This window comes from Pseudomonas oleovorans subsp. oleovorans, assembly GCF_002197815.1.
Classification (GTDB): domain Bacteria; phylum Pseudomonadota; class Gammaproteobacteria; order Pseudomonadales; family Pseudomonadaceae; genus Aquipseudomonas; species Aquipseudomonas oleovorans.
Window position 1 is genome coordinate 178,718 of record NZ_NIUB01000004.1, and the last position, 13,839, is coordinate 192,556.

Below are 13,839 nucleotides of genomic sequence, written 5' to 3' on the forward strand. Positions count from 1 at the left end.
TCAGGCCACCACGGCAATCTTGCGGGCGCTGCCGGGCTGCTCGATCAGTTCGATATCGATGTCGTAGAGCTGGCTGAGCAATGGCCCGCTGAGCAACTCGTCCGGGCTACCGTCGAAGAAGATGCGCCCCTGCTTGAGGGCGATCACCCGGTCGGCATGCCGCGCGGTGAGGTTGATGTCGTGAAGGATGGCGACGATGCCGCGCCCGCTGTCGCGATTGAGCTGCCGCAGCAGGCCCATCAGCTCGTACTGATGCGCCAGGTCCAGCGCCGAGGTGGGCTCGTCGAGCAGTAACAGCGGCGATTGCTGGGCCAGCAGCATGGCGATCCAGGCACGTTGGCGCTCGCCACCGGAGAGGCGGTCGGCCAGGTGATCGGCGTAATGGGCGACATCGGTCTGGGCCAGCGCCTGATCGATGGCTGCATGGTCCTCGGCGCGCCAGCGGCCGAGCAGCCCGCGCCAGGGAAAGCGCCCCAGACGCACCAGTTCGCGCACGGTCAGGCCAGCGACATCGGGCAGGTGTTGCGGCAGAAAGGCCACACGGCGGGCGAAGTCACGGGCGGAAAAACCGGCCAGGTCGCGCTCATCGAGCTGCAGCGAACCTCGGGTCGGCTGCAGCTGCCGCGCCAGCAGGTTCATCAGGGTCGACTTGCCCGAGCCGTTGTGGCCGAGGATCACGGTGAAGCGATCCCCTTCGAGGTGCAGTTCGTCCAGCGCCAGCGTCACCCGCTCGCCGCGGCGTACTTCGATATCACGCAACGTCAACATGCCAGGGCCAGCTCCTCGCGCAGGCGCAGCAGGCGCTCGTCACGCCGCAATTTCGGGCAGGTGTTGCACAGCTCGCCGTCGCAACGCCGAAAATGCTGGCAACAGGCCTTGCGCTCCAGGGCCAGGCAGTCGCGGCCATCGTCCAGCCGCACCTCCAGCAGGTCGCTGCCACCACGCAAGCCCAATACCTCCAGCCAACGTGCCGCCAGCGCGCGCAGTTGCTGGTTGTCCAGAGTCAGTTGGCGCTGCACCAGCAACAAGGCGGCCAGCACGTAATCAGCCGCCAGGCGCTGGGCCAGCTTGCCGTGAATGTTCTGCACCTGGCAGAACTCGGCGTGCTGGCGGCGCAGCAGTTGCTCGAGCTGGCTGGCAGCCAGGCCGATCAGCTGATCTTCCATAGCCTGCTGCGGGCAGTGCTCGGGCAGACAGAAACCCGACACCACGCCGCCCTGCACCGCCTGCCCCAGGCTTGCCAGACAAGGCACGCGCTGCGCCAGGTGCACGCCGAGCAGTGTCAGGTAGATGGGTTGCCAGACCAGGTAGGTCCAGCTGCGCACCGTCCAGTAATGCGCCCCGGCCTCGGGATGGGCCTGCTGCCAGTAATGGTAGAGCGCGGCGATACGCCGGTCGTTGCCCTCGCTACCGCACACCAGCAGGTCAGCCCCGGCATGCCCGATCCGTCCCTGCAGCCCGGGCAGGCTGCGAGAAATGACATCGAGCAGATGGTGGAGGTCTTGCATCGCGGCGAATCCGGATGACGGCGGCAGTGCGGAGGGCGAATTTAATCACCGAAACGCATCTGCATCAAATTATCATTCGCCACTCAAGACTCAGGCCACCTTGGCTTGCGCACCAGCACCGGGAACAACGCGGCGGTCAACAGCAGCCCGGCAGCACCGACCCAGAACGGCATGGCCTGGCCGTAGTGGCTGACCAGCAAGCCCGCGCCGTAGGCCGAGCCCATGTTGCCCAGGCACTGGAAGATGTTGATCTTGCTGAAGTCCACCGCGTAGTGCTCTGGCGAGCTGAGTTCGAACAGCAAGGCATCGAGGCGCACGGTGACCTGATACAGCGCCCAGCCAAACAGCACGCGGCCGAGCAGGATCAGCCACTGATCGCCGAAGCCCTGGATGAAGGTGGCCGCCGCGCCCAGCAGCAGACCGGCGAGAATGCCGTCACGGGTGTTGCCCTGCTTGGTCGCGCGGCGCCCCCACCACAGCGCCAACACGGCCACGGCGCCGGGCAACGCATAGACGAAGCCGGCCGCCATCTCGCTGTTCCAGTGCGCCACCTGCTGCCAGTAGACGGCAAAGAACGGCCGGGTGACGTAACCGACGAAGTAGAACAGCAGCATCACCAGGCACAGGCGGTAGATCGCCGGCAGGCTGCGCGCCTCGTTCTTCACCGGCGCCTCGTCGCTCGCCGGCTGCTCACCCGGCGCCGGCAGGTAGCCACGCACCAGATGCATGCAGATGGCCATCTGGATGAAATCGCCGGCGGCCATCACCAGAAACACATCGCCAATGTTCATGATCTGCAGAATCAGGCCACCCAGCGCAGCGCCGAGAATGGCGCCGAAGTGCACCACCACCGACAGGGTGCCGATGGTCTGGGTGTGGTTGTCCTGCTGCTGCAGGCTCATCACGTAGGGGTACATCAGCAGGTAGCTGCCCTTGAACACCACCATCAGCAGCGACACCACCCAGAACAGCGGCAGCGAGTCGATGAAATAGCAGGCGGCGGTCAGGCTGCCGGCCATCAGTTGCGCGCTGATCAGGATGCGCACCGGGTGCACGCGCTTGGCCAGGCGCGCCCAGAGCGGAAACACCGCCATCACCACCAGGCTGACCACCGCCAGATAGAGACCGACATGCTGCTCCGGCGGATTGTCGAAACGCTCGGCGAAATACTGCGGGTAAAAAGGAATGATCAGGTTATCGGTGATCACCGCCAGGGCGGTCATCATGATCAGGCAGGTACGCAGCGTCATTGGAGGCATTCGGGCAAGGCGGCAGGGGCGCGCATGATGCCACTTCCAGACCAGCTAATGCCAATACAGACGAGAATCAGAAAGACTAACGACCGGCATGGCGTGCAGCGACTTGAGGCCTGTTAGTGATAAGCTCGCGCACCATGAAAACGCCAAACTTCCGCCCCGTAGTGCTCTGCATGTCCGGTCACGACCCCAGTGGTGGTGCTGGTCTGCAGGCCGATATCGAAGCCCTGCTGGCCCAAGGCTGCCACGCCGCCCCGACGGTGACCGCCCTGACCGTGCAGGATACCGTCAACGTCTCCGACTTCCGCGTGCTCGACCGCGACTGGGTAATGGCCCAGGCCCGTGCAGTGATCGCCGACATGCCGGTCGCCGCCGTCAAGCTGGGCATGCTCGGCTCGGTAGAGATGGTCGAGAACGTGCTCGAAGTGATGAGCCAGCTGCCTGGCGTACCACTGGTCTGCGACCCGGTGCTGCGCGCCGGCGGCGGCGGCTCGCTGGGCAAGGATGACGTCGGCTATGCCATGCGCGAACGCCTGTTCGCCGTGTCCACCATCGCCACGCCGAACCTGCCGGAAGCGCGCATCCTCGCCGAACTGCCGGAAGGCAGCGCCGACGAGTGCGCCGAGAAACTGCTGCCCTTCATCGAGCACCTGCTGATCACCGGCGGCCACGGCGACGAAGCCGAAGTGCACAACCGCCTGTACAGCCGCGACGGCAGTCGCCACACCTTTACCTGCGCACGCCTGCCCGGCAGTTATCACGGCTCCGGCTGCACCCTGGCCAGCACCCTGGCCGGTCGCCTGGCGCTGGGTGAAGAGCTGGTCAGCGCGGTGAAAAGCGCCCTGGACTACACCTGGCGTACCCTGCGCGACGCCGAACAACCCGGCCACGGCCAGTACGTGCCACGCCGTCTGCCGCTGGATTACGGCCAATGAGCCTGCGCGGCCTCTACGCCATCACCGACACCCCGCTGCTGGCGGGTGGCAAGCTGTTGCCATACGCCGAAGCGGCGCTGGCTGGCGGTGCGCGCCTGCTGCAATACCGCGACAAGTCCGGCGATGCCGTGCGCCGTTTCGATGAAGCGCAGGCACTGGCCGAACTCTGCCTGCGCCACGTTGCCACGCTGATCATCAACGACGACCTGGAACTGGCTGCCCGCCTGGGCGCCGGCCTGCACCTGGGTCAGACCGATGGCTCGCTGGCCACCGCCCGCGCCCGCCTTGGTACGGATGTCGTCATTGGCGGTACCTGCCATGCCCAGTTGGAGCTGGCCGAGCGCGCCGTAGCCGAGGGCGCCAGCTATATCGCCTTCGGCCGCTTCTTTAATTCCAACACCAAACCCGGCGCTCCGGCTGCCACCGTGGAGCTGTTGGATCAGGCACGCACGCGCTTTGCCCAGCCCATCGTCGCCATCGGCGGCGTAACCCTGGAAACCGCACCCAACCTGATCGCCCGCGGCGCCAGCATGGTCGCCGTGATCCACGCCCTGTTCGCCGCGGACTCCGCCACCGAGGTGGAAGACCGCGCCCGCGCCTTTGCCGCGCTGTTCGACTGATTCGTTTCCAGAGAGACCTGCCATGTCCCGCTCCGAAATCCTCTTCGCCAACGCCCAGAAACACATCCCCGGCGGCGTCAACTCGCCGGTGCGTGCCTTTCGCGGCGTCGGCGGCACGCCGCTGTTCTTCAAGCACGCCGAAGGCGCCTATGTCGTGGACGAAGACGACAAGCGCTACGTCGACTACGTCGGTTCCTGGGGCCCGATGATCCTCGGCCACAGCCACCCGGACGTGCTCGACTCGGTGCGTCGCCAACTGGAGCACGGCCTGTCCTACGGCGCGCCGACCGCCCTGGAAACCGAAATGGCCGAGCTGGTTTGCAGCTTGGTGCCGTCGATGGAGATGGTGCGCATGGTCAGCTCCGGTACCGAGGCGACTATGAGCGCCATCCGCCTGGCCCGCGGTTTCACCGGCCGCGACAGCATCATCAAGTTCGAGGGCTGCTACCACGGTCACTCCGACAGCCTGCTGGTCAAGGCCGGCTCCGGCGCCCTGACCCAGGGCGTGCCGAACTCCGCAGGTGTGCCGGCGGCCTTCGCCAAGCACACCCTGACCCTGCCGTTCAACGACATCGACGCCGTGGCCGAATGCCTGGCGCAAGTCGGCAAAGAAGTGGCGTGCATCATCGTCGAGCCAGTGGCCGGCAACATGAACTGCGTGCCGCCGGCCCCAGGTTTCCTCGAAGGCCTGCGCGAGCAGTGCGACAAGCATGGCGTGGTGCTGATATTCGACGAAGTGATGACCGGTTTCCGCGTCGCCCTCGGCGGTGCGCAAGCGCACTACGGTGTGAACCCGGACCTGACCACCTTCGGCAAGATCATCGGCGGCGGCATGCCGGTGGGCTGCTTCGGCGGCAAGCGCGCGATCATGGAATGCATCGCCCCGCTCGGCCCGGTCTACCAGGCCGGCACCCTGTCGGGTAACCCGCTGGCGATGGCTGCCGGCCTGACCACCCTCAAGCTGATCAGCCGTCCAGGCTTCCACAGTGAGCTGACCGACTACACCTCGCGCATGCTCGCCGGCCTGCAGCAGCGCGCCGATGCTGCCGGCATTCCATTCGTCACCACCCAGGCGGGCGCCATGTTCGGCCTGTACTTCAGTGGCGCGGACGACATCGTCACCTTCGCTGACGTGATGGCCAGCGACAGCGCACGCTTCAACCGCTTCTTCCATCTGATGCTGGATGGCGGCGTGTACCTGGCGCCGAGCGCCTTCGAAGCGGGCTTCACCTCCATCGCCCATGGTGAAAAGGAGCTGGACATCACCTTCGCCGCCGCAGAACGCGCCTTCGCCGAGCTGAAAAAAGCCTGATGCAGTACAGCACGGCCTTCAGTGATGCGTTGCTGGCCCTGGCCTGCGTTGCCTGCGTGTGGCTGATCGGCCGGGCACGCGGGCGCTACGGCGAGGGCGATCAGCCGGCACTGTTCTGCGCCCTGCTCGGTTTTCTGCTGCCGGCTGCGGCGGCCAGCGTCGGCGTGATTCGCTACGGCTTCGACCCAAGCTGGCAGGCCGCGCACCTGTGGCTCTCGCAGGCCAGCAGCTTTCTCGGCCTGCCGCTGCTTGGTGCCGCAGCACTGGCGCTGGGCCGTGGCTGGGCCTGGAGTCGACCGAACTGGGGGCGCATCCTGCTCGGCCTGTGCGCCTTCTTCGAGCTGTTCCGCCAGCTTGGTTATATGGAGGACTACCGCCTGGCGCTGAACCTGGCCACGCTGGTGCTGATTCTCTATGCCGGCGCAGTCCAATGGCCGCGCCGCGCGCCAGCGATCAGCGCAGCTGTGGTGGTGGGCCTGTTCCTGCTGGCCGGTGTGGCAGTCGGCACCGAAGGCGTGATCGGGCCGCTGCGTCGCATCGACCTGTTCCACGTGCTGCTGACACCGGCTTACCCGCTGCTGGCCTGGCTGCTGCTGAGCCTGCCGGGAAGTGCGAAACGACAGACCGGGTAAAGCCTTTGTAACAAGCCCACGGTTATTCCATAATGCGAGGGTCGGCACGTTTTGCGCCGACCGGGCACGTCACCCGCCCTGAACTGCCGAGGTCCCGTTATCCAGATGAACCGCACCGGCCGCACCCTGTCCCTGGGCTGCCTGTTGCTTTTCCTCCCGCTGTTTGCATTCGCAGGCGGCAATTCGCTGTTGATCCCCGCCAGCGGCAGCTGCGCGCTGAACGCCTCCCCCGAAGAGATGCCCGATGCCCTGGCCAGCTGCCAGGAAATGGCGCGCGCCGGCAACATGCAGGCCGCCTATGAATTGGGTGAGTACTACTACGACGGCAAACGTACCCCACGCGATTTCAAGCAGGCCCTGACCTGGTTCGAGCGCGCCTCGCTGCAGGGCCACGCCGAAGCGCAGCTACGCCTGGGCACCATGTTCTTCCGTGGCGAAGGCGTACCGGCCAACAACGTGCAGGCTTACATCGTATTGAAGATGGCATCGGTCAATGGCTCGGACGAAGCCATGGACAGCGCCGACCTGGTATCAGCACAGATGCGTCGCGATGAACTGGAAATCGCCAGCCAGGTGCTGGGCCAGATATTCCGCAGCTACCTGCTCGAACTGCAGACAGCTGAAGGTCGTTCACCTTTCGCGCCGCTGCCCTAAAGCGGCCTTGGCGCCGTAGGGTGGGCTTCAGCCCACCAAGTAGCCTCTCGATACCGCTGGTGGGCTGAAGCGGAACGCCGCCCGGCCCACCCTACCTAGCTGAAGCCCACCCTACATCCAACGTTCCTGCGCAGCCGCTTACTTGTCCGGCATCGGCATGGGGAACGGCATTACGTTGCCGCCGCCCTTGGCTTCGCTGATCTTCGCCGTACCCAGGCGCTCGACCTCATCGATGCGGATGATCGCGTGCATCGGTACGAAGCTGCGCACCACGCCCTCGAACTGTGCCTTGAGTTTCTCCTCGCTGGGGTCGACCACCAGTTGGCTGCGCTCGCCGAAGACGAACTCTTCAACCTCCAGAAAGCCCCACAGATCACTTTGAAAGATCTGCTTGGCATACATCTCGTATACCTGGCCCTGGTTGAGAAAAATCACCTTGTAGATGGGATCACGCTTGCTCATGGAGATTCGAAGTCAGGAAAAACGGGGCGCGCAGAATAGCACAGCGCCGCACACGTACGGATGCAATCCGGAGATAGGCGATGACGCGCTTGCCCATGGCCTGAAGCCTGAAGCTTGTAGCCTGTAGCCTGTAGCCCGCCGCTCCCCTATAATACGCGGTCATTTTTTAACCACCTCAGACAGTGCCATGACCAAGAAGCTCTATATCGAAACCCACGGTTGCCAGATGAACGAGTACGACAGCTCGCGCATGGTCGACCTGCTGGGCGAGCATCAGGCCCTGGAGGTCACGGAAAAACCCGAAGAAGCCGACGTGATCCTGCTCAATACCTGTTCGATCCGTGAGAAGGCGCAGGACAAGGTGTTCTCCCAGCTCGGCCGCTGGCGCGAGCTGAAGCAGGCCAACCCGGACCTGGTGATCGGTGTCGGCGGCTGCGTGGCCAGCCAGGAAGGCGCGGCGATCCGCGACCGCGCGCCCTATGTCGACGTGGTATTCGGCCCGCAGACCCTGCATCGCCTGCCGGAAATGATCGACGCCGCGCGCGTGACCAAGACCGCCCAGGTGGACATCAGCTTTCCCGAGATCGAGAAGTTCGACCGCCTGCCCGAGCCGCGCGTCGACGGCCCCAGCGCCTTCGTCTCGGTGATGGAAGGCTGCAGCAAGTACTGCACCTTCTGCGTGGTGCCCTACACCCGCGGCGAGGAAGTCAGCCGCCCACTGGTCGACGTGTTGATGGAAATCACCTCCCTCACCGAGAAGGGCGTCAAGGAAATCACCCTGCTCGGGCAGAACGTCAACGGCTATCGCGGGGAAGCGCCGGATGGCCATATCGCCGACTTCGCCGAACTGCTGCATGCCGTGGCGGCCCTCGATGGCGTCGAGCGCATCCGCTACACCACCAGCCACCCGCTGGAGTTCTCCGACGCGATCATCCAGGCCCACGCCGAGATTCCGCAGCTGGTCAAATACCTGCACCTGCCGGTGCAGTCCGGCTCCGACCGCATCCTCGCGGCGATGAAGCGCAACCACACCGCGCTGGAATACAAGTCGCGCATCCGCAAACTGCGTGCGGCAGTACCGGACATCCTGATCAGCTCGGACTTCATCGTCGGCTTCCCCGGCGAGACCGAGAAGGATTTCGAGCAGACCATGAAGCTGATCGAGGACGTCGGCTTCGACTTCTCCTTCTCCTTCATCTACAGCTCGCGCCCAGGCACCCCGGCCGCCGACCTGGTCGACGACACCCCGGACGAGGTGAAGAAACAGCGCCTGGCGCTGCTGCAGCATCGCATCAACCAGAACGGCTTCGAGAACAGCCGGCGCATGGTCGGCACGGTGCAGCGCATCCTGGTCAGCGACTACTCGAAGAAGGACCCGGGCATGCTCCAGGGCCGCACCGAGCAGAACCGCATCGTCAATTTCCGCTGCGATAACCCGCGCCTGATCGGCCAGTTCGTCGACGTGCACATCGACGACGCCCTGCCGCACTCGCTGCGCGGCACCCTGCTGGATGCCGAGACCCTCCACTAACGTAGCGGTCGTCCACACTTTGCGTTGTGGACGACCAGCGTTATGCTGCCTTTTCATACCCAGACAAGTGACGATCACTCCATCACCTTGAACGCCTCTCTAGAACCTCATCGTTTCACCCTCGAACCTTTCGAGGCCCGCCGTTTCGCCAACCTCTGCGGCCAGTTCGACGAGCACCTGCGCCTGATCGAAGAGCGCCTCGGCCTGGAAATCCGCAACCGTGGCAACCAGTTCGAAATGCTTGGCAGTGCCGACAAGACCCAGGCCGCCGAGCAACTGCTGCGCAAGCTGTACCGCGAAACCAAAGCTACCGAGCTGTCGCCCGACCTGGTGCACCTGTACCTGCAGGAGTCCGGCGTCGAGGAGCTGGTCAACCCCAGCAACCTGCCGCAGGTCACCCTGCGCACCAAGAAGGGCGTGATCAAGCCGCGCGGCGTCAATCAGCAGCGCTACGTCAAGGCGATCCTCGACAACGACATCAACTTCGGCATCGGCCCGGCCGGTACTGGCAAGACCTACCTGGCCGTGGCCTGCGCGGTGGACGCGCTGGAGCGCGAGCAGGTGCGGCGCATCCTGCTGGTGCGCCCGGCGGTCGAGGCCGGCGAGAAGCTCGGCTTCCTGCCTGGCGACCTGGCACAGAAGATCGACCCCTACCTGCGCCCGCTGTACGACGCGCTATATGAGATGCTCGGCTTCGAATACGTGGCCAAGCTGATCGAGAAGCAGGTGATCGAGATCGCGCCGCTGGCCTACATGCGCGGCCGCACGCTTAACAACAGCTTCATCATTCTCGACGAAAGTCAGAACACCACCGTCGAGCAGATGAAGATGTTCCTTACCCGTATCGGTTTCGGCTCCACCGCCGTGATCACCGGCGACATCACCCAGGTCGACCTGCCGCGTGGCACCAAGAGCGGCCTGGCCCACGTCATCGAGGTACTGCGTGACGTGCCCGGCATCAGCTTCACCCACTTCAAGCCCAAGGACGTGGTGCGCCACCCGTTGGTGCAGCGCATCGTCGAAGCCTACGAGCGCCACGACGCGCGCCTGAACGGCAAGGGCGACGGTCACGATGCTTGAACTGGACCTGCAACTGGCCACTGACGGCCGGCACCCGGACGAGGCGCAACTGCGCCGCTGGTGCGAGCTGGCCCTGCGTCAACGCACGGCCGATTCGGAGCTGACCATCCGCCTGGTCGACGAGGCCGAAGGTCGCGAGCTGAACCACACCTGGCGGCACAAGGACTACGCCACCAACGTGCTGTCCTTCCCTGCCGAGATTCCCGATGGGATTCTCGACATCCCGCTGCTGGGCGACCTGGTGATCTGCGTGCCAGTGGTCGAGCGCGAAGCGGCCGAGCAAGGCAAGGCGCTGGAGGCGCACTGGGCGCACCTGGTGATCCACGGCTGCCTGCACCTGCTGGGCTATGACCACATCGAGGAAGACGAAGCCCTCGAGATGGAAGATCTGGAACGACAATTGCTCGCCGAATTGGGTCATCCCGACCCGTATGCCGGTGACGAATTTCCTAATGAAAAGGACCCCGAGTAAAACGCCATGAGCGAAGACCGATCGAGCAACGAGCAGAAGTCCTGGTTCAACAAGCTGACCCAGGCTTTTGCTCATGAGCCGAGAAACCGCCAGGAACTGCTGGAAGTCCTGCGCGAAGCCCACCAGAACAAGCTGCTCGACAGCGAAGCACTGGCCATCGTCGAAGGCGCCATTCAGGTCGCCGACCTGCAGGTACGCGACATCATGGTGCCGCGCTCGCAAGTGATTAGCATCAAGGCCAGCCAGACGCCCCGCGAATTCCTGCCCGCCATCATCGACGCCGCGCACTCGCGCTATCCGGTAGTCGGCGAAAGCCTCGACGACGTCATCGGCATCCTTCTGGTCAAGGATCTGCTGCCGCTGATCCTGCAGGGTGAGCAACCCAACTTCAACATCAAGGACCTGCTGCGCCCGGCCACCTTCGTGCCCGAGTCCAAGCGCCTGAATGTGCTGCTGCGTGAGTTCCGCGCCAACCACAACCACATGGCTGTGGTGATCGACGAATACGGCGGCGTCGCCGGCCTGGTGACCATCGAGGACGTGCTCGAGCAGATCGTCGGTGACATCGAAGACGAACATGACGTCGAGGAAGACGGCTACATCAAGCCACTGCCATCGGGCGACTTCCTGATCAAGGCGCTGACGCCCATCGACAGCTTCAACGAAACCTTCGACAGCGAGTTCTCCGACGACGAGTACGACACCGTCGGTGGTCTGGTGATGAGTGCCTTTGGCCACCTGCCCAAGCGCAACGAGGTCACTGAGATCGGCGAATTCCGCTTCCGTGTGCTCAACGCCGACAGCCGGCGCATCCATCTGCTGCGCCTGACGCCGGTTAGCCGCTGAGTCTCAGCCGCCCTTGCCCAACGAGGGCGGCCGCTTCCCCCTGCGCCATTTCCGCTCTACCCTTGCGCCACCCTGATTCCAAGGATCTAACCATGCTGCAATGGATCACTCGTCCAGGCTGGCCCGGCCACCTGCTTGCCTGCGGCGCAGGCGCCCTGACCACCCTGGCGCTCGCCCCGTTCGATCTCTGGCCATTGGCCGTGCTGTCCATTGCCCTGTTCTATTTCGGTTTGCGCCATCTGCGCCCCGGCCAGGCAGCGCTGCGCGGTTGGAGCTACGGCTTCGGCCTGTTCGCCGCCGGCACCAGTTGGGTGTATGTCAGCATCCATGACTATGGCGCGGCATCACCGGCACTGGCCGGCTTTCTCACCCTGGGTTTCGTCGCCGGCCTGGGTCTGCTCTTCGCCCTGATGGCCGTCCTCTGGGCGCGCTGGATACGCCGCAACGAAGCGCCACTGGCCGACGCCCTGGCATTCGCCGCGCTATGGGTCGCCCAGGAAGTGTTTCGCGGCTGGTTCCTCACCGGCTTCCCCTGGCTCTACGCCGGCTACAGCCAGCTCGACGGACCGCTGGCCGGCCTGGTGCCAATTGGCGGGGTCTGGCTGTCGTCCTTCGTCATCGCCCTGTCGGCCGCGCTGATCATCAACCTGGAGCAATTGCGCAAGCACAAACCGCGCTACCTCTGCGCCCTGCTCCTGCTGCTGAGCCCCTGGCTCGCAGGCCTGGCACTGAAGGACCACAACTGGACCCACGCCGCCGGCAACAGCCTGACGGTCGCCGCCGTGCAAGGCAACGTCGAGCAGAACATGAAATGGGACCCGGCCCAGCTCAACGCGCAGCTCGCCCTATACCGCGACCTCAGCTTCAGCGCCAAGCAGGTCGACATACTGGTCTGGCCGGAAACGGCGATCCCGGTACTCAAGGACATGGCTCAAGGCTATATCGGCGTGATGGATCGCTTCGCCCGTGACCGCAACAGTGCGCTGATCACCGGCGTACCAGTGCGGCAGTCCAACGAGCGCGGGGAGATTCGCTATTACAATGCGATCACCAGTTTGGGCGAAGGCCAGGGCACCTACTTCAAGCAGAAGCTGGTGCCGTTTGGTGAATACGTGCCCCTGCAAGACCTGCTGCGCGGCCTGATCGCTTTCTTCGACCTGCCGATGTCCGACTTCGCCCGCGGCCCGAGTGACCAGCCACCGCTGCTGGCCAAGGGGCATCGCATCGCGCCATTCATCTGCTATGAAGTGGTCTACCCGGAGTTCGCCGCAGAACTGGCCGCAGACAGCGAGATACTCCTGACGGTGAGCAATGACGCCTGGTTCGGCACCTCCATCGGCCCGCTACAACACCTGCAAATGGCGCAGATGCGTGCGCTCGAGGCCGGACGCTGGATGATCCGCGCCACCAACAACGGCATGACCGTGGTGATCGACCCGCAGGGCCGTATCCAGTTCGGCTTGCCGCAGTTCGAACAAGGCGTGCTCTACGGCGAAGTGCTGCCCATGCAGGGGCTCACCCCTTATCTGCAATGGCGCATCTGGCCGCTGGCGATTCTCTGCGCCCTGTTGCTGGGTTGGGCCCTGCTGGCCAGCCGCATGGCCAAGACGGTATAGAAGCGGCGGCAGCGAACGTCGCTTGGAGTGCATCCGAGCGATGCGCTTTTCGTAGAAGCCAGCTTGCTGGTGATCAGTGCGGCCAAATGCCCCAGGATCGCTAGCAAGCCAGCTCCTACAGGAATCACGCACACCCTCAATCACGAGCGTAAATCGTATGCGCTCCATAGACCCCATCTTTAACTGACCTCTCCGTATCCCGGATGCTGGGCTCCCTATTTTCCCGTGGAGTTCCGTCATGATGCGTCCCGACGCCCAAGTGCAGAAGGTCTATCTCTACCCAAAGCCCGTCGACTTCCGCAAATCCATCAATGGACTGGCCGCGCTGGTCGAGCTGGACATCAAGGTGGAGGTGTTCAACCCGGTGCTGTTCGTGTTCCTCAATCGCACACGCAGCCAGGTCAAGATTCTCTACTGGGAGCGCAATGGCTTCTGCCTGTGGCTCAAGCGACTGGAAGCCGAGCGTTTCAAGACCAAGCCCGATGCGGGTGACGAGGCCATCGAGCTGACGGTCGATGAGTTGAACTGGCTGCTCGACGGTATCGACCTGTGGCGTAACCGTCCGCATCAGGTTCTGACGCCGCGTTACGTGGCCTGAGCCGGTATAATCCGGCGCCATGAAATTTGGCGCCGACAACCTTCCCGACGATCCCGTCCTGCTCAAGCAGATGCTGCTGTTGGCTCAGGGAAAGGTGGCGCAACTCCAGGAACAAGTCGCCCTACTGCGCCACAAGCTGTTCTCGCCCAAGTCCGAGCGCAGCCCTGAAGACGCCGACTCACCGCAGTTAGCCATGTTCAACGAGGTCGAAGAGCTGATCGAAGCGCCGGCCGCCGAGCCAGCCGAAGCCGAAGAAGTCGTTGCGCCGGTCAAGCGCCGTGGCAAACGCAAGCCGCTGCCGGCCAACCTGCCGCGTG

Annotated in this window: 16 protein-coding genes; 12 read left to right on the forward strand and 4 right to left on the reverse strand. The window is 64.3% G+C overall.

All coding sequences use genetic code 11. The annotated features are described in order from the left end of the window. The 3 genes from PSOLE_RS03740 to PSOLE_RS03750 form a co-directional block, all read right to left on the reverse strand. Window positions 1-768, reverse strand: a complete 768-nt coding sequence (locus PSOLE_RS03740) for an ABC transporter ATP-binding protein (RefSeq protein ID WP_074855327.1) — start codon at window positions 766-768, stop codon at window positions 1-3. After that, window positions 762-1,508: a siderophore ferric iron reductase gene (locus tag PSOLE_RS03745; RefSeq protein ID WP_074855328.1), complete on the reverse strand. Its 747-nt coding sequence runs from the start codon at window positions 1,506-1,508 to the stop codon at window positions 762-764. The genes PSOLE_RS03740 and PSOLE_RS03745 overlap by 7 nt, the downstream gene beginning before the upstream one ends. 83 nt (window positions 1,509-1,591) lie before the next feature. Then, window positions 1,592-2,758 carry an MFS transporter gene (locus PSOLE_RS03750; RefSeq protein ID WP_074855329.1) on the reverse strand — a complete coding sequence of 389 codons (1,167 nt, stop codon included), beginning with the start codon at window positions 2,756-2,758 and terminating at the stop codon, window positions 1,592-1,594. Window positions 2,759-2,901: 143 nt separating this feature from the next. Between PSOLE_RS03750 and PSOLE_RS03755 the strand changes: the two genes are divergently transcribed. From PSOLE_RS03755 to PSOLE_RS03775, 5 genes are all read left to right on the forward strand, one after another. Beyond that, complete coding sequence (locus tag PSOLE_RS03755) at window positions 2,902-3,699, forward strand: hydroxymethylpyrimidine/phosphomethylpyrimidine kinase (protein ID WP_004424757.1); 798 nt, start codon at window positions 2,902-2,904, stop codon at window positions 3,697-3,699. Further along, the gene (gene thiE / locus PSOLE_RS03760; RefSeq protein ID WP_074855331.1) at window positions 3,696-4,319 is read left to right on the forward strand and encodes a thiamine phosphate synthase; all 624 of its coding nucleotides are present in this window, start codon (window positions 3,696-3,698) and stop codon (window positions 4,317-4,319) included. Before PSOLE_RS03755 ends, thiE begins: the two co-directional genes overlap by 4 nt. A 22-nt stretch (window positions 4,320-4,341) precedes the next feature. Next, window positions 4,342-5,631, forward strand: coding sequence for a glutamate-1-semialdehyde 2,1-aminomutase (gene hemL / locus PSOLE_RS03765; protein ID WP_074855332.1), 1,290 nt, complete (start codon window positions 4,342-4,344; stop codon window positions 5,629-5,631). After that, complete coding sequence (locus PSOLE_RS03770) at window positions 5,631-6,263, forward strand: DUF6962 family protein (protein ID WP_074855333.1); 633 nt, start codon at window positions 5,631-5,633, stop codon at window positions 6,261-6,263. Before hemL ends, PSOLE_RS03770 begins: the two co-directional genes overlap by 1 nt. Window positions 6,264-6,368: 105 nt before the next feature. Next, window positions 6,369-6,917, forward strand: coding sequence for a tetratricopeptide repeat protein (locus PSOLE_RS03775; protein WP_004424770.1), 549 nt, complete (start codon window positions 6,369-6,371; stop codon window positions 6,915-6,917). A 138-nt stretch (window positions 6,918-7,055) separates the two neighbouring features. Here the strand turns inward: PSOLE_RS03775 and PSOLE_RS03780 are convergent, their stop codons facing one another. Next, window positions 7,056-7,379, reverse strand: coding sequence for a DUF1820 family protein (locus tag PSOLE_RS03780; RefSeq protein ID WP_004424773.1), 324 nt, complete (start codon window positions 7,377-7,379; stop codon window positions 7,056-7,058). A gap of 187 nt (window positions 7,380-7,566) precedes the next feature. Here PSOLE_RS03780 and miaB point away from each other — a divergent pair, with 187 nt between their 5' ends. From miaB to PSOLE_RS03815, 7 genes are all read left to right on the forward strand, one after another. Next, the gene (miaB, locus tag PSOLE_RS03785; protein WP_039965056.1) at window positions 7,567-8,910 is read left to right on the forward strand and encodes a tRNA (N6-isopentenyl adenosine(37)-C2)-methylthiotransferase MiaB; all 1,344 of its coding nucleotides are present in this window, start codon (window positions 7,567-7,569) and stop codon (window positions 8,908-8,910) included. 87 nt (window positions 8,911-8,997) lie between these two features. Continuing rightward, window positions 8,998-9,990 (forward strand): PhoH family protein, encoded by a 993-nt coding sequence (locus PSOLE_RS03790; RefSeq protein WP_074855339.1) that lies wholly within the window; start codon window positions 8,998-9,000, stop codon window positions 9,988-9,990. Then, on the forward strand, window positions 9,983-10,462 hold the full coding sequence (ybeY, locus tag PSOLE_RS03795) for an rRNA maturation RNase YbeY (protein WP_074855334.1): 480 nt from the start codon (window positions 9,983-9,985) through the stop codon (window positions 10,460-10,462). The genes PSOLE_RS03790 and ybeY overlap by 8 nt, the downstream gene beginning before the upstream one ends. 6 nt (window positions 10,463-10,468) lie before the next feature. After that, entirely contained in the window at window positions 10,469-11,308 is an 840-nt protein-coding gene (locus PSOLE_RS03800) for an HlyC/CorC family transporter (RefSeq protein WP_004424784.1), read from the forward strand. Between the two features lie 92 nt (window positions 11,309-11,400). Then, window positions 11,401-12,924 (forward strand): apolipoprotein N-acyltransferase, encoded by a 1,524-nt coding sequence (lnt, locus tag PSOLE_RS03805; RefSeq protein ID WP_074855335.1) that lies wholly within the window; start codon window positions 11,401-11,403, stop codon window positions 12,922-12,924. Window positions 12,925-13,162: 238 nt separating this feature from the next. Then, window positions 13,163-13,522 carry an IS66 family insertion sequence element accessory protein TnpB gene (tnpB, locus tag PSOLE_RS03810; RefSeq protein WP_244597215.1) on the forward strand — a complete coding sequence of 120 codons (360 nt, stop codon included), beginning with the start codon at window positions 13,163-13,165 and terminating at the stop codon, window positions 13,520-13,522. A 19-nt stretch (window positions 13,523-13,541) separates the two neighbouring features. Beyond that, window positions 13,542-13,839: transposase (locus PSOLE_RS03815; RefSeq protein ID WP_211281477.1), on the forward strand; the 298-nt coding region annotated here is incomplete at its 3' end.

What these genes read in the sequence shown, in the direction of transcription:
- PSOLE_RS03740 (WP_074855327.1), bottom strand. Translation starts at nt 768, where the DNA reads ATGTTGACGTTGCGTGATATCGAAGTACGCCGCGGCGAGCGGGTGACG.
- PSOLE_RS03745 (WP_074855328.1), bottom strand. Translation starts at nt 1,508, where the DNA reads ATGCAAGACCTCCACCATCTGCTCGATGTCATTTCTCGCAGCCTGCCC.
- PSOLE_RS03750 (WP_074855329.1), bottom strand. Translation starts at nt 2,758, where the DNA reads ATGACGCTGCGTACCTGCCTGATCATGATGACCGCCCTGGCGGTGATC.
- PSOLE_RS03755 (WP_004424757.1), top strand. Translation starts at nt 2,902, where the DNA reads ATGAAAACGCCAAACTTCCGCCCCGTAGTGCTCTGCATGTCCGGTCAC.
- thiE (WP_074855331.1), top strand. Translation starts at nt 3,696, where the DNA reads ATGAGCCTGCGCGGCCTCTACGCCATCACCGACACCCCGCTGCTGGCG.
- hemL (WP_074855332.1), top strand. Translation starts at nt 4,342, where the DNA reads ATGTCCCGCTCCGAAATCCTCTTCGCCAACGCCCAGAAACACATCCCC.
- PSOLE_RS03770 (WP_074855333.1), top strand. Translation starts at nt 5,631, where the DNA reads ATGCAGTACAGCACGGCCTTCAGTGATGCGTTGCTGGCCCTGGCCTGC.
- PSOLE_RS03775 (WP_004424770.1), top strand. Translation starts at nt 6,369, where the DNA reads ATGAACCGCACCGGCCGCACCCTGTCCCTGGGCTGCCTGTTGCTTTTC.
- PSOLE_RS03780 (WP_004424773.1), bottom strand. Translation starts at nt 7,379, where the DNA reads ATGAGCAAGCGTGATCCCATCTACAAGGTGATTTTTCTCAACCAGGGC.
- miaB (WP_039965056.1), top strand. Translation starts at nt 7,567, where the DNA reads ATGACCAAGAAGCTCTATATCGAAACCCACGGTTGCCAGATGAACGAG.
- ybeY (WP_074855334.1), top strand. Translation starts at nt 9,983, where the DNA reads ATGCTTGAACTGGACCTGCAACTGGCCACTGACGGCCGGCACCCGGAC.
- PSOLE_RS03800 (WP_004424784.1), top strand. Translation starts at nt 10,469, where the DNA reads ATGAGCGAAGACCGATCGAGCAACGAGCAGAAGTCCTGGTTCAACAAG.
- lnt (WP_074855335.1), top strand. Translation starts at nt 11,401, where the DNA reads ATGCTGCAATGGATCACTCGTCCAGGCTGGCCCGGCCACCTGCTTGCC.
- tnpB (WP_244597215.1), top strand. Translation starts at nt 13,163, where the DNA reads ATGATGCGTCCCGACGCCCAAGTGCAGAAGGTCTATCTCTACCCAAAG.